We start from the raw sequence: 13,537 nt of genomic DNA, 5'->3' as shown, positions 1-13,537 counted from the left end.
ACCGGGGCGATGCTAATCGATTTTTACGATTGACGCGGAACATGATCAGACGTGGCGCGTTAACAAGAAACCAAAGGAACAGACAGATGTTTGTAAGAGAAAAACAGTCTACTTCGGCGAAGATCAGCGTCATCAGCACAGCCTGGACAGTACTGGTTATCGCAATGGTAGCAACGACGTTTAGTCTTTATGAGCAGAAGCCTGAAACCCAGGGCCCGGACTACCCGCAGCTGACCGCCCGTTATCAGTACATGAATTATTACTGATAGCGGGGAGAAATCCTCAATCCCTCGGAGACGATATCATGTTTACATTTCTGACGATGCTACTGGCCCTCATCAGCGTAATGTTCGTGACATCAATGATCTCCGTCATCGCCGAAATGCGGCGTGAGGATGAGGAATTCAAGGACGCTGTCCGGCGCGACCGCGCTTTCTAAGCGCGGTAGAGCGGATCAGGCCTATCCAAATGATTCTTTGACGCCGCCTGGCTCGTTCAGGCGGTTTTGTTTTGCCGTCAGGGCGGGCGGACATTTCCAAGGGTCTTATTATACGCCTCCGTCATTCCGGCCTTGAGCCGGAATCCAGCCAACGCGCGTTTGCGCGGTGGAAAAACTCTTTTCTGCCCAAGGACTTGGGCTAGCTTGATTCCGGCTCAGGGCCGGAATGACGGGTGAAGAGTTTGACCAGCCTCCTTATCAGCTCGACACTGTCGCTCTGAATATTTCGCTTCCCGTTCATCCCCCAATCACACAACCGTTTTCAAAACCCCGTTTTTCCAAGGGAAATTCCCTTCAATTTCCGAATGGATTGATTTAAGGAACGCCGATACGTTGCGGGCCGGACAGCCGGCGACCGCAATGACGTTCCTGTGAGGTTTGCATAACGATGCTCGATTCCCTGAGAAATGCTTCTCGAACCATGGCAGCTAAGCTGCTGCTTCTCCTGCTTGTTGTTTCGTTCGGCGTCTGGGGCGTCTCCGCATCGCTTGTCACCGCCAATTCCCATGCCGTGATGACGGTGGGCGACCAGACGGTGAGCCCGCAGGAATTCCGTCTCGCCTACCAGCGCCAGATTTCCGATCTTAGCCGCCAGTTCGGCACGAGGCTGACGACCGAGCAGGCCAAGGCCTTCGGCATCGACCGCCAGGTGTTCAGCCAGCTTGCCGCCGGTGCATCGCTCGACGAGCTGGCTTCGAAGATGAACCTCGGGCTTTCGGAAGACCGTCTCGCCAAACTCATCGCCGAAGACCCGGCCTTTAAATCCGTCAACGGCCAGTTCGATCGCAACCTGTTTACCGAGCGCCTGCGCAACTCCGGTTTCCGCGAGGATGACTACATCAAGGAGCGCAGCAAGGTCGCCGTGCGCAGCCAGATCGTTGAAGCCGTCTCCGATGGTTTTGCCGCGCCGCAGGTATTGGTTGACGCGCTGAAGCAATATCGCAACGAGCAGCGTACCGTCGACTACGTCATTCTCTCCAATGCCGTCATCCCGCCAGTCAAGGCGCCGGGCGACGACGTGCTGACGCCGTGGTTCGAAACGAACAAGGCAAAGTACCGCGCGCCTGAATTCCGCAAGTTCACCTATGTGAAGCTCGAGCCGTCTGATATCGCCGAGCCGGCATCAATGACCGATGCACAGATCGCCGACTACTATAACAGCCACAAGGACAGCTTCCGCACCGCCGGCCGCCGCACGGTGGAGCAACTGACCTTCCCGGACAAGGAAATGGCCGCCGCTGCCGCCGAGCAGATCAGGCTCGGCAACACCACCTACGATCAGGTGGTGAAAGACCAGGGCAAGACGGCATCCGACGTGACGCTTGGCGAATTCACCAAGGATACCATTCCCGACCAGTCGATTGCCGATGCGGCCTTCGCCATCCAGAAGGATGGCGGCGTATCGCCCGTGGTGGACGGCGCCTTCGGCCCGGTTCTCCTGCGCGTCACCGGCATCAAGCCGGAAACCACCCGTACGCTGGATGAAGCCAAGGACGATATCCGCAAGGATCTCGCCACCGCCGCCGCGGCTGAGGAAGTCACGAACGTGCACGATCGTTACGAAGACCTGCGCGCCGGCGGCTCGTCGCTTTCCGATGCCGCCAAGCAGCTCAACCTGAAGCCCGTCACCATCGACGCCATCGATGCCGCCGGCCTCAATGAAAAGGGCGACGCCGTCGAGGGCCTGCCCTCGCCGCAGCTGGCGCAGGAAGTCTTCAAGACCGAACCCGGCACGGAAGCCCTGCCGATCAATCTCGGCCGTGAAGGATACATCTGGTTCGACGTCGAGCAGATCATCCCCGCCCGCGACCGCACGCTTGCCGAAATTCGCGACGATGTCGTGGCCGATTGGACAGCCGAGCAGCAGCGCACCGCGCTTGCCGCCAAGGCCGACGAGCTGAAGGCCCGCGTTGAAAAGGGCGAGACGCTGGAAGCCGTCGCCGGTGAACTCAGCCTTGCCGTGGAGCAAAAGTCCGGCCTGCGCCGCACCAGCGAAGACGCGATCTTCGGCCGCCAGACCATCGCTGCCGTCTTCGCCGGAGCCGAAGGTCTGGTGGGCACCGCGGCCGATGCCGACGGTTCCAGCCGCATCCTCTTCAAGGTTACGTCCGTGGACACGAGCGCCGCGCCCGACGCGCTTGCCAACGACGACCAGCAGTTCACCGCCATCGCCCGCGCAGCCGGCGACGACATGTTGGACCAGATGGTCAACCGCCTGCAGAATGACTATGGTGTGACGATCAACCAAGCCCTCGCCGATCAGGCGATGGTTGGCTTCTGACACGGGGGGCGAGAAATGGCCGAACTGAAGCCGCTGATCGCCAAGGTCGCGAACGGAGAAAGCCTGAACCGCGAAGACGCGCGCACGGCTTTCGACATTCTGATGTCGGGCGAAGCCACCCCGTCGCAGATCGGCGGTTTCCTGATGGCACTGCGGGTACGTGGCGAAACGGTCGACGAAATCGTCGGCGCCGTTTCTTCCATGCGCGCCCGCATGCTGCCGGTTTCGGCCCCCGCCAATGCCATCGATATCGTCGGAACCGGCGGCGACGGCATCGGCACCTATAATATTTCGACGCTGGCCTCCATCATCGTCGCCGGCACGGGCCTGCCGGTCGCCAAGCATGGCAACCGGGCGCTGAGCTCCAAGTCAGGCACGGCGGATGCGCTCTCCGCGCTCGGCGTCAAGCTCGATATCGGCCCCGATCTCATTGCCCGCTGCATTGCAGAGGCCGGCCTCGGCTTCATGTTCGCGCAGATGCACCATTCGGCCATGCGCCATGTCGGCCCGAGCCGCGTCGAACTCGGCACACGCACCATCTTCAACCTGCTCGGCCCGCTCTCCAACCCGGCGGGCGCAAAGCGGCAATTGCTGGGCGTCTTTTCGCCACGCTGGCTGGTGCCGCTTGCCGAGGTGCTGCGGGACCTGGGTTCTGAAAGCATCTGGGTCGTCCATGGCGACGGCATGGATGAAGTCACCACGACCGGCGTCACCCATGTGGCGGCGCTCGAAGACGGCAAGATCCGCACCTTCGACCTCACCCCAAAAGATTTCGGCGTCGAGCCGGCTCAGATGAACGAGCTGAAGGGCGGCGATGGCATTGCCAATGCGGCGGCGCTGCGCGATGTTCTCTCCGGCAAGCGCAACGCCTATCGCAACGTGTCGCTGTGTAACGCTGCAGCAGCGCTTGTCATCGCCGGCAAGGCCGAGACATTGAGCCAGGCCATGACGATTGCCAGCGACGCGCTCGACAGCGGCGAGGCTGCCGCCGCACTGGAGCGTCTGGTCGCTGTATCCAACGAAGCCAGTTCAGCGCAGGAATGAGAGCGAGATCATGAGCGACATTCTGAAGAAAATCGAGGCTTACAAGCTCGAGGAAATCGCCGCCGCCAAGGCCAAGGTTTCATTGGCCGATCTGAAGGCGATGGCTGCCGACCAGAGCGCGCCGCGCGGCTTCTATAAGGCGCTGAAGGCAAAACAGGCCGAAGGCAAGTTCGGACTGATCGCTGAAATCAAGAAGGCCAGCCCCTCGAAAGGCCTCATCCGCCCCGACTTCGACCCGCCGGCGCTCGCGGCCGCCTATGAAGCCGGTGGCGCTGCCTGTCTCTCTGTTCTGACGGATAAGCCCAGCTTTCAGGGGGCACCGGAATTCCTGACCGCCGCCCGCAATGCCTGTGCCCTGCCCGCGCTGCGCAAGGATTTCATGTTCGACACCTATCAGGTGCACGAAGCCCGCGCCTGGGGCGCGGATTGCATTCTCCTCATCATGGCTTCGCTGTCGGACGGCGAGGCAAAACGCCTCGAGGACGAAGCTTTCGCGCTCGGCATGGATGTGTTGATCGAGGTGCACGATGAGGACGAAACGGAACGGGCGCTGAAGCTCGATTCGCCGCTTTTCGGCATCAACAACCGTAATCTTCGTACCTTCGAAGTCGGCCTCGAAACCAGCGAAAGACTGGCGGGCCTGGTGCCCGCCGGCAGGCTGCTGGTCGGCGAAAGCGGGATCTTCACCTTCGAGGATTGCCAGCGCCTGAAAAAGAGCGGCATCAGCACCTTCCTCGTCGGCGAAAGCCTGATGCGCAAGGACGATGTGACGGCGGCGACCAAGGCGCTGCTAACCGGCCAATCCGGCATTCTGGCAGCGGAATAACGCCCGATGAGTGAGGCAAACAGGCTCACCCATATCGATGCGAGCGGCGAGGCGCATATGGTCGATGTCGGCGACAAGACCGAGACCGTTCGTGTCGCCGTGGCCGAAGGTTTCGTGAAGATGAAGCCGGAGACGCTGGCGCTCATACGCGACGGCAACGCCAAGAAGGGCGATGTCATCGGCACCGCGCGCCTCGCCGGCATCATGGCCGCCAAGCACACGGCAAACCTCATCCCGCTCTGCCACCCGCTGATGCTGACCAAGGTTGCCGTGGATATCACCGAAGACGCCGCCCTGCCCGGCCTGCGGGTCGAGGCCATGGTGAAACTGTCTGGCAAGACCGGCGTGGAAATGGAAGCGCTGACCGCCGTCTCCATCGCCTGCCTGACGATCTATGACATGGCCAAAGCCGCCGACAAAGGCATGGAAATCGTCAATATCCGTCTTCTCGAAAAGAGCGGCGGCAAATCCGGTAGTTTTCGCCGACAGGAGAACTGAATGAAGCCGCTGCTGCCGGTAGACGAGGCCATCAAACGCCTTCTGGATGCAGCGATCCCGATCACGGATAGCGAAGCGCTGCCGCTTGCCGAATGCGACGGCCGCGTTCTCTCGTCCGATGCTCAGGCGCGTCTCACCCAGCCGCCCTTCGATGCCTCCGCCATGGATGGTTACGCCCTGCGCAGTGTCGATGCGCCCACGATCGGCTCGGTCCTTACGGTTGTCGGCGAGGCGGCCGCCGGTCACGCCTTTTCCGGCGTCGTGGGTAAGGGAGAGGCCGTGCGCATCTTCACCGGCGCCCCGGTGCCTGATGGTGCCGACACCATCCTCATTCAGGAAGATGCCGAAGTTCTGGAACGTGGACAAATCCGCACAACCTTCGAGGTCACCGCCGGAAGACACATCCGCCCGCGCGGACAGGATTTTTCCGAGGGGGAAACGGCGCTGACGGCCGGGCGCGAACTTGGCTTTACCGAGCTCACGCTGGCAGCAGCGATGAACCACGCCACCCTCTCCGTCTATCGCAAGCCGCGCATCGCCATTCTCGCCACCGGCGACGAATTGCTTCAACCGGGCAGCGACCCGCAGCCAGCTCAAATCATCGCCTCCAATACCTTCGGCGTCGCAGCCCTTGCCCGGCAGGCCGGGGCAGAGGTACTCGATCTCGGGATCATCGCCGATGACGAGGCGCTGATCCGCGCCGCCATCGCCAAGGCCATCGCCGCCAAGGTCGACGTGCTGGTGACGCTGGGCGGCGCTTCCGTTGGCGATCATGATCTGGTGCAGGCGGCGCTGAAGGCGCAGGGCATGCAGCTCGACTTCTGGCGCGTTGCCATGCGGCCCGGAAAACCGCTGATGGTCGGCTCAATCGGTGCCATGCAGGTGTTGGGCCTACCCGGAAATCCTGTCGCCAGCCTTGTCTGCGGTCTGCTGTTCCTCGAACCGCTCGTCCGCAGCATCGCCCGCCGCGCGCCCCTGCAACGCCTTGCGACAGCGCGCACTGCCACGGCGCTGAAGGTCAATGACCACCGCCAGGACTATTTGCGCGCGCGTGTCACCGCTGGGCAAGATGGGACGCCGGTTGCGGAGGCGTTCACGAAACAGGATTCATCGATGATGAAAATACTGGCGCATTCCGATGCGCTGATCATCCGTCCGCCCAATGCGCCGGCGCTTGCTGAAGGCGCGGAATGCACGATCCTGAGGCTGAAAGTCTGATATTCCGCCGGTACCCATGATGGGAAGCCCGATATCCGCAGCATCGGCACGAAAAACTTCACCGCCGGCGTTGGGCCGCAAATAAAACCGTAGCATTGCTGGTTCAATATCCCGTCCCGGAGGGCGGAGCGATGGAGCGCGCAACAGCAAGACGCCTATCTACTGCTCGAATGTCTCCCCGTTGCTGTTTCAAAATAAATCACATGATTCCCCTTATTGGGATTGACAGAATAAATGCGATGCTGGCAACAAGGCACGCAGTAGAGAAAAACGCTTCCCGACCCCATCAGAATTGAAATTACTTATATTTTTCAATTAAATAAGATAAAAAATGGGGAAAATCGATTTTCCTGAGACAAAAATTCATTTTCCATAGATTAAGCTTTCCAAAACGGGCTTCATCATAATAATCATAGTTGATAATTTGGCTCATTGGAGTTTCTTGATGAACACGGCATCCACCCCCAAAACATCGGGGCCCGACATTGCCGGGCAGATTGCCTTTGCGATGCGCAGCATGGGTGTTTCGCCGATCCCGCGCAACTACAGCCTCTTTTACGAAGCCTATATCGGCTCGAACCCCGCCCTCACCAAAGATCTGGCCGCGCTTGGAAACAAGATCGCGCAGGAGGATCTGGACGAGCTCTATTCCCGTTATGGCGAGGGTGGTTCAAACCACGCTGTCGACGATGCCCATGAGAAGCTGCGGCGCGAACTGGAGGCTCTGCTCGGCACGCTGAGGCGCGAACAGTCCTCCATGGCGAACTATAACAGGATACTCGGCGAAACCCGCCAGCGCATCGATGACAAGAATGCCGCCAGCAGCAACATCCTGAGAAACGCCATCGCCTTGCTCTCAGAAGCGACCGGCACGAAAATCATCGATGGCGAAAAGACGTTCAACGACGTCAACCGCCACGCCGAGGAGATGCATCAGGTCCGTCTTGAGCTCGACGAATACAAGCGCATCGCCAATACCGACTCGCTGACGCGGCTTTCCAACCGACGCGCCTTCGACGACAAGCTGGCCTCGATCTACGATAGTTCCATCGGCCTGCAATATACGACGCTTGTGCTCCTCGATATCGATCACTTCAAGCGCATCAACGACACGTTCGGCCACCCGGTCGGCGACAAGATCCTCGCCACCGTCGCCTCCGTCATCCGTGCCAATGTGCGCAAGGATGGCTTTGTCGCCAGAAGCGGCGGCGAGGAATTTGCCATCATCATGGACGGCAACACGCCGGAAGAAGTGATGGTCATGTGCGAACGCATTCGCCTCTCACTGGAAAGCACGCCCTTCCGCAATTCGCGATCGGGTGCCGATTACGGCACCGTCACGATCTCCATCGGCTTCGCCTCCGCCGCCCAGGCCACCAACCCTGGTGAGCTGTACGGCCACGCCGATACGGCCCTCTACCACGCCAAGGAAACCGGCCGAAACCGCTCCGTCTTTTACGAAGACGGCATGCAGAAGAATTACACCGGCAAAAACTGGCTGATTTATCGGACGTGAGGATGGTGGTGTGTGCACCACTATCTCCTCCGTCATGCCGGACTTGATCCGGCATCCAGTCACGGCGCGTCTGCGCCGTGAAAAAAGCCTCTTGCGATCAAGGACTTGATCGCGCTCGACCCGGATCCAGTCCGGGGTGACGGAGTGAGGCGCTCCGTTTTCGCCAATGGCGTAAGCCATGCGAGGACTACCTCAGCGGCCCGATGGTCGGTTGTTACTGCGCCTCACCACATCGTTGCCGCTGCGCGCGCCGCCCATTCGCGGTCATAAGTCTCCTGATCGAACTCAGCCTTTGCCGCCTTGAGCATGAGACCGGGCGTTGGCAGCGATGCCGGATCAACGAAGTGATCGGGGTTCCACAGCTCGGAGCGCATCAATGCCCGGGCGCACTGGAAATAGACCTCATCGATCGTCACCAGGATAACGGTTCGCGGATGTTTGCCGTCCATCTCGAAGCTTTGCAGCAGCGCGGGATCGACGCTGACCACCGCGCGCCCATTGATGCGCATGGTGGTGTTCGAGCCGGGAACAAGAAACATCAGCGCCACCCGCGGGTCGCGCACGATGTTCAGAAGCGAATCGACGCGGTTGTTGCCGCGCCAGTCCGGTAACAGGATGGTCTTGTCATCGGCCACCCGCACCACCCCGCCCTTGTCGCCGCGCGGGGAACAGTCCATGCCCTCAGGTGCCACCGTCGCCAGCGCCAGAAACGGTGACGCTTCGATCATCTGCCGGTACTCGGCTGTCAGGGCACGCGTCACCTTGGCGATCGATGCCTCGCTCGTGCCATCATAGATCGCCTTCAGTTCCTCAACCGTGCGAATGATCGTCATGTCCGCTCCAATCCCTCGAAATCCTGTTGCGCCACGGAAAGGCGCAGCTCTTACTCTTCGTCGGCTTCCGCCTTTTCCCGCTCGGCCCGCTCACGCGCGGTGCGCGCCGCCACAAGGTCGGCAGGCTGGGCATTGCCGCGGATAAGCGAGCGCCCTGCATAGATGCCGCCGACGACTTCCATGGCGAAACGCTCCTCGTCGCGGTCGCGGAACTCTTCCACCAGCCGCGCTGCATCTTCCCGCTCCTCACCCATGGCGCCAAGCACTTCCTCGCTAAAGTTCAGCGCCGATTCCAGCGTCTCGCGAATCTGGTAATCGACCCCTGCCTTGAGTAGATCGATGGCATGACCGCGGTCATAGGCCCGGGCAAGGACGGGTACCAGAGGGAATTCGTGCTTGACGATCTCCGCGATCCGAACAGCCGCTTCCTTGTCATCAACGCAGATGAGCACCGCACGCGCGGTGCTGGCGCCAGCCGCATGCAAGATTTCCGCCCGCGAGCCGTCGCCGTAATAGACCTTGAAGCCAAATTCGGCTGCATCGCGCACGAAATCGGCATCCTTGTCGATCAAGGACAGGGTGTAGCCACGCGCCAGAAGCGGCTGGCTGACGATCTGGCCGAAACGTCCGAAACCAATCAGCAAAATGCTGCCTTCGACATTTTCAGGCACGTCGAGATCGTCGGTATTGGGAACCGCCGCCGGCACAAGTCGGTCGTGCAGAATAACCATCAGCGGCGTCAGCACCATGGAGATGATAATGGTCGCTGTCAGGATGGCATTGGCCTCCCGGTCGAGAATGCCGGCGCTGACGGCGGCTGAATAAAGCACGAAGGCGAATTCGCCGCCCTGCGCCATCAGCACCGCCCGTTCCAGGCTTTCGCGCCGTGTGGTGCCGAGCGCCCGCGCTACTCCATAAATCAGGAAAGCCTTGAGCAGCATGTACGCGACAACGCTGACCAGCACGAGCTGCCAGTTGGACGCGATGACGCCGAGATCGATCGCCATGCCCACACCGAGGAAAAACAGGCCGAGCAAGATGCCGCGAAACGGCTCGATATCCGCCTCCAACTGATGACGAAACGAGGATTCCGACAAAAGCACGCCGGCCAGAAAAGCGCCCATGGCCATGGAAAGACCGCTGACCTGCATCAGAAGCGCTGATCCCAGCACCACCAGCAGTGCCGCAGCGGTCATCACCTCCCGCGCGCCGGAAGCGGCGAGAAGGCGGAAAAACGGGTTCAGCAGATAACGTCCGGCGAGGATGAGCGCACCCACGGCGGCAAGCGCGATGCCGATCGATGCCCATCGTTCCGAAGCGGTGACGTGTTCCCCGCCGGACCCGAGGAATGCGACAAGCGCCAGCAGCGGCACGATGGCCAGATCCTCAAACAGCAGGATCGCAATGATACGCTGGCCTTTCAGGCTCGACATGCTGTTTCGTTCCTGCAGCATCTGCATCACGATCGCCGTTGAGGTCAGCACGAAGCCGGTCCCAGCGACAAAGGACATAATGACGGGAAAGCCAAGGCTCACACCCACCAGCGTCAGCCCGCCCATGCACACCAGCACCTGCAATGCGCCGAGCCCGAAAATATCCTGTCGCATCGACCACAGCCGCGAAGGCTGCATCTCAAGGCCGATGATGAAGAGGAACATCACCACGCCGAGTTCGGCAATGTGCAGGATGGCCTGCGAATCGGAAAAGAAACCGAGACCGTAAGGCCCGATCACCAGGCCGGCCGCGAGGTAACCCAGCACCGAGCCGAGGCCGATACGCTTGAAGATCGGCGCGGCCACAACGCCCGCCGCCAAAAGCACGACCACCTGGGCCAGATCATTTCCATTCGCTTCTACAGCCACACGCCACCCCGTTGTATTTGATCAAGACAAGGGTGCTCCCTCGCCCGGGCGATGGCAAAGTACAAACCTTCCTCCGTCATGCCGGACTAGATCCGGCATCCAGCCACGACGCGTCTGCGTCGCGAGAAACATGTCTTTTGCGATCAAGGATTTGATCGCGCTGGTCTCCGGATCACTCCGGGGTAACGAAGTGCGGATGCCACTATTTTGGCAAACGCCCCGTTTGCAACATCTTCATCATCGCCTCACGAGGGCATTTCCCCCCATGTTTTCTCTACCGGTATCGCGGCTCCCTGCTCAAGCCCTTTTCGGCAAGCTCCCGCTCATATTCAGCAAACAGCGTCTGCCCGCTTTCACCCAGTTCCCTGAGATACTTCCATGTATAGATGCCGCTGTCATGGCCGTCATCGAAGGCGATCCGAACCGCGTAATTACCGGTCGCGACGAGGTTGCGGATGGTGACGTCACGTTTGCCGGGCACCGTGACTTTCTGCCCCGGCCCATGGCCCTGGACTTCCGCCGAGGGTGAGAGCACGCGCAGCATCTCGGCAGAGAGCCGGTAAACGCTCCCGTCATCGAAAGAAACGGTCAAATCCCGCCGGTCTTTCGACACAAGCAGCTCGGTCGGCCAGACATCACTCATTTTTCACTTCCGCACGCTCTTTATATGCGCCAGAATTACGGACTTGCCTGACAATAGGCAAGTCACTACATCATTTGGAGAGCAGAGTTCGGGCCTGCGCCCGACACAACGCGCAGTGAGGACGGAGACGTGAATAGTTTCCCCGGTTCGCTTGGAAAAGCGGAAACCCTGACGGAAAAAGCCACCCCCATGGTGGACCCTTTCGGCCGCTCCATCACCTATCTGCGCGTCTCTGTAACGGACCGCTGCGATTTCCGCTGTACCTATTGCATGTCGGAGCACATGACCTTTCTGCCCAAGAAGGATCTTCTGACGCTCGAAGAACTCGACCGGCTCTGTTCCGTCTTCATCGCGCGCGGCGTGCGCAAGCTGCGGCTGACCGGCGGCGAACCGCTGGTCCGCAAGAATATCATGTCGCTCGTCAGAAACCTCGGCCGCCACATCGAGGCCGGCAGGCTGGAAGAGCTGACGCTGACGACGAACGGTTCGCAACTCGCAAAATTCGCCGACGAACTTGCCGATTGCGGCGTGCGCCGCATCAACGTGTCGCTCGATACGCTCGACCGCGAGAAGTTTCGCCACATTACCCGCTGGGGCGATATTGATCGCGTCATGGAAGGGCTCGATGCCGCGCAGGCGGCGGGTATCAAGATCAAGCTCAACGCGGTTGCGCTGAAGGATTTCAACGACGTAGAGATGCCGGAGCTGATGCGCTTCGCCCATGGCCGCGGCATGGACCTGACCGTCATCGAGACCATGCCGATGGGCGAGATCGAGGAAGATCGGACCGATCGTTATCTGCCGCTCTCGCAACTGCGTGCCGATCTCGAAAAGAGCTTCACGCTCATCGACAATGATTACCAGACCGGTGGTCCTGCCCGTTATGTCACGGTGAAGGAAACCGGCGGCAGGCTTGGCTTCATCACGCCGATGACGCATAATTTCTGCGAAAGCTGCAACCGCGTCCGCCTCACCTGTACCGGCACGCTTTATATGTGCCTCGGTCAGGATGACGCCGCCGATCTGCGCACGGCGCTGCGCGCCTCCGACAGCGACGCCCATCTCTCCAGCGCCATCGACGAAGCCCTGCTGCGCAAGCCGAAGGGGCATGATTTCATCATCGACCGCACCCACAACCGCCCCGCCGTCGCCCGCCATATGAGCGTTACGGGCGGCTGAGCATTCACGCGACGTCTTTCTCGTCTACCCACCCATATAAACGGTTGAATTGCCAGCCATGCCGTGCCACGTCTCTATGCATGGAGGAATGCGTGGTCGTGCCGCGGGGGCGGCCCACATCGCCCGTCAGGGGCGGCGGGATACCGCGCATGGTCTGGGATCGTTGGGAATGGCATTGACGGACAATTCGCGCGGCGCACTTTTGATGGCGCTCGCAATGGCAAGCTTCACGGCCAACGATGCGCTGACGAAGTCCGTCACCCCCTACATCAACACTGGCCAGATCATGTTTGTTCGGGGCATCATCACCGTGGTGCTGATCTACATCGCCGCCCGCCACTTCGGCGCGCTGCGGCCGCTGAAAACCCTGCTGCGGCCCATCATCATCCTGCGCTGTCTCTGCGAGGTGACAGCCGCCGTCCTTTATCTGACGGCGCTGGGCCTCATCGAATTTTCCAACGCCTCGGCCATCCTGCAGTCCCTTCCGCTGATCGTGACGCTCGGGGCGGCGCTCTTCCTGCGCGAACCCGTCGGCTGGCGGCGCTGGGTGGCCATCATCACCGGCTTTATCGGTGTCCTCGTCATCATCAGGCCGGGCCCGGAAGGGTTCACGTCAGGCGCCCTGCTGGTCGTCGCCTCGCTTGCGGTCACCGCCGCACGTGATCTGCTGACACGGAAAATGTACGCCGACGTACCCTCCCTCGCCATCACCGTCATCACCGCCTTCGTCAACATGGCCGTGGGCGGGCTACTGATCGTGCCTTTCGGCGGATGGCAGCCAATGAACGTCGCGATCGTCTCGCATCTTGCGGCTTCGGCCATTCTCGTGCTGGTTGGTTACCAGGCCATCATCCTGGCAATGCGGACAAGCGAAATCTCCTTTGTCGCACCGTTTCGCTATACCAGCCTGCTCTGGGGTTTCATGATCGGGGTGTTCTTCTTCAATGAAAAGATCGACAGCTACACCGTCGTCGGCGCCATGATCGTCATCGGTTCGGGCCTTTATACTTTCTATCGCGAAAGCCTGCGCAAGCGCTCGCAGATGGCAAAGCGTTCGGCTGCGACGCCAACGGCGGCGACCACCGTGCGGCCCGCTTCCGTTGCAAAAGCGGCGGTAACGGAAGAGGCGGGAGAATAA

Annotated in this window: 13 protein-coding genes; 10 read left to right on the top strand and 3 right to left on the bottom strand. The window is 60.6% G+C overall.

Going from position 1 to position 13,537, the window contains the following annotated elements:
- The first annotated feature begins 86 nt into the window (after positions 1-86).
- From AT6N2_RS02425 to AT6N2_RS02395, 8 genes are all read left to right on the top strand, one after another.
- On the top strand, positions 87-266 hold the full coding sequence (locus tag AT6N2_RS02425; protein WP_003503030.1) for a hypothetical protein: 180 nt from the start codon (positions 87-89) through the stop codon (positions 264-266).
- A gap of 38 nt (positions 267-304) precedes the next feature.
- Positions 305-439, top strand: coding sequence for a hypothetical protein (locus AT6N2_RS24310; protein WP_256366746.1), 135 nt, complete (start codon positions 305-307; stop codon positions 437-439).
- A 481-nt stretch (positions 440-920) separates the two neighbouring features.
- Positions 921-2,780: a peptidylprolyl isomerase gene (locus AT6N2_RS02420; RefSeq protein ID WP_233282466.1), complete on the top strand. Its 1,860-nt coding sequence runs from the start codon at positions 921-923 to the stop codon at positions 2,778-2,780.
- 15 nt (positions 2,781-2,795) lie between these two features.
- Positions 2,796-3,824, top strand: a complete 1,029-nt coding sequence (trpD, locus tag AT6N2_RS02415) for an anthranilate phosphoribosyltransferase (RefSeq protein WP_144574089.1) — start codon at positions 2,796-2,798, stop codon at positions 3,822-3,824.
- Between the two features lie 10 nt (positions 3,825-3,834).
- Positions 3,835-4,650 carry an indole-3-glycerol phosphate synthase TrpC gene (trpC, locus tag AT6N2_RS02410; RefSeq protein ID WP_209088191.1) on the top strand — a complete coding sequence of 272 codons (816 nt, stop codon included), beginning with the start codon at positions 3,835-3,837 and terminating at the stop codon, positions 4,648-4,650.
- 6 nt (positions 4,651-4,656) lie between these two features.
- Positions 4,657-5,148, top strand: coding sequence for a cyclic pyranopterin monophosphate synthase MoaC (gene moaC / locus AT6N2_RS02405; protein WP_209088188.1), 492 nt, complete (start codon positions 4,657-4,659; stop codon positions 5,146-5,148).
- A complete protein-coding gene (gene glp / locus AT6N2_RS02400) occupies positions 5,149-6,366 on the top strand; it encodes a gephyrin-like molybdotransferase Glp (RefSeq protein WP_209088185.1) in 1,218 nt (405 codons plus the stop codon).
- Between the two features lie 445 nt (positions 6,367-6,811).
- Entirely contained in the window at positions 6,812-7,882 is a 1,071-nt protein-coding gene (locus tag AT6N2_RS02395; RefSeq protein WP_063948861.1) for a GGDEF domain-containing protein, read from the top strand.
- Between the two features lie 224 nt (positions 7,883-8,106).
- Here the strand turns inward: AT6N2_RS02395 and AT6N2_RS02390 are convergent, their stop codons facing one another.
- The 3 genes from AT6N2_RS02390 to AT6N2_RS02380 all read right to left on the bottom strand — a co-directional run bounded on the left by AT6N2_RS02390 (position 8,107) and on the right by AT6N2_RS02380 (position 11,220).
- Positions 8,107-8,715 carry a pyridoxamine 5'-phosphate oxidase family protein gene (locus tag AT6N2_RS02390; protein ID WP_063948860.1) on the bottom strand — a complete coding sequence of 203 codons (609 nt, stop codon included), beginning with the start codon at positions 8,713-8,715 and terminating at the stop codon, positions 8,107-8,109.
- Positions 8,716-8,765: 50 nt separating this feature from the next.
- Complete coding sequence (locus tag AT6N2_RS02385) at positions 8,766-10,577, bottom strand: monovalent cation:proton antiporter-2 (CPA2) family protein (RefSeq protein ID WP_063948859.1); 1,812 nt, start codon at positions 10,575-10,577, stop codon at positions 8,766-8,768.
- A 274-nt stretch (positions 10,578-10,851) separates the two neighbouring features.
- On the bottom strand, positions 10,852-11,220 hold the full coding sequence (locus AT6N2_RS02380) for a gamma-butyrobetaine hydroxylase-like domain-containing protein (protein ID WP_063948858.1): 369 nt from the start codon (positions 11,218-11,220) through the stop codon (positions 10,852-10,854).
- Positions 11,221-11,349: 129 nt separating this feature from the next.
- On the opposite strand from AT6N2_RS02380, the gene moaA reads away from it, so the two are divergent.
- Positions 11,350-12,399 (top strand): GTP 3',8-cyclase MoaA, encoded by a 1,050-nt coding sequence (gene moaA / locus AT6N2_RS02375; protein WP_209088182.1) that lies wholly within the window; start codon positions 11,350-11,352, stop codon positions 12,397-12,399.
- A 169-nt stretch (positions 12,400-12,568) separates the two neighbouring features.
- Positions 12,569-13,537 (top strand): DMT family transporter, encoded by a 969-nt coding sequence (locus AT6N2_RS02370; RefSeq protein ID WP_209088180.1) that lies wholly within the window; start codon positions 12,569-12,571, stop codon positions 13,535-13,537.

This window comes from Agrobacterium tumefaciens, from assembly GCF_017726655.1.
In the GTDB taxonomy this organism is placed as follows: domain Bacteria; phylum Pseudomonadota; class Alphaproteobacteria; order Rhizobiales; family Rhizobiaceae; genus Agrobacterium; species Agrobacterium tumefaciens_B.
This window is presented reverse-complemented; position numbering and strand designations above follow the sequence as displayed.

Excerpts from the sequence above, each read along its gene's own strand:
- AT6N2_RS02425 (WP_003503030.1), top strand. The coding sequence starts at position 87 with ATGTTTGTAAGAGAAAAACAGTCTACTTCGGCGAAGATCAGCGTCATC.
- AT6N2_RS24310 (WP_256366746.1), top strand. The coding sequence starts at position 305 with ATGTTTACATTTCTGACGATGCTACTGGCCCTCATCAGCGTAATGTTC.
- AT6N2_RS02420 (WP_233282466.1), top strand. The coding sequence starts at position 921 with ATGGCAGCTAAGCTGCTGCTTCTCCTGCTTGTTGTTTCGTTCGGCGTC.
- trpD (WP_144574089.1), top strand. The coding sequence starts at position 2,796 with ATGGCCGAACTGAAGCCGCTGATCGCCAAGGTCGCGAACGGAGAAAGC.
- trpC (WP_209088191.1), top strand. The coding sequence starts at position 3,835 with ATGAGCGACATTCTGAAGAAAATCGAGGCTTACAAGCTCGAGGAAATC.
- moaC (WP_209088188.1), top strand. The coding sequence starts at position 4,657 with ATGAGTGAGGCAAACAGGCTCACCCATATCGATGCGAGCGGCGAGGCG.
- glp (WP_209088185.1), top strand. The coding sequence starts at position 5,149 with ATGAAGCCGCTGCTGCCGGTAGACGAGGCCATCAAACGCCTTCTGGAT.
- AT6N2_RS02395 (WP_063948861.1), top strand. The coding sequence starts at position 6,812 with ATGAACACGGCATCCACCCCCAAAACATCGGGGCCCGACATTGCCGGG.
- AT6N2_RS02390 (WP_063948860.1), bottom strand. The coding sequence starts at position 8,715 with ATGACGATCATTCGCACGGTTGAGGAACTGAAGGCGATCTATGATGGC.
- AT6N2_RS02380 (WP_063948858.1), bottom strand. The coding sequence starts at position 11,220 with ATGAGTGATGTCTGGCCGACCGAGCTGCTTGTGTCGAAAGACCGGCGG.
- AT6N2_RS02370 (WP_209088180.1), top strand. The coding sequence starts at position 12,569 with ATGGCATTGACGGACAATTCGCGCGGCGCACTTTTGATGGCGCTCGCA.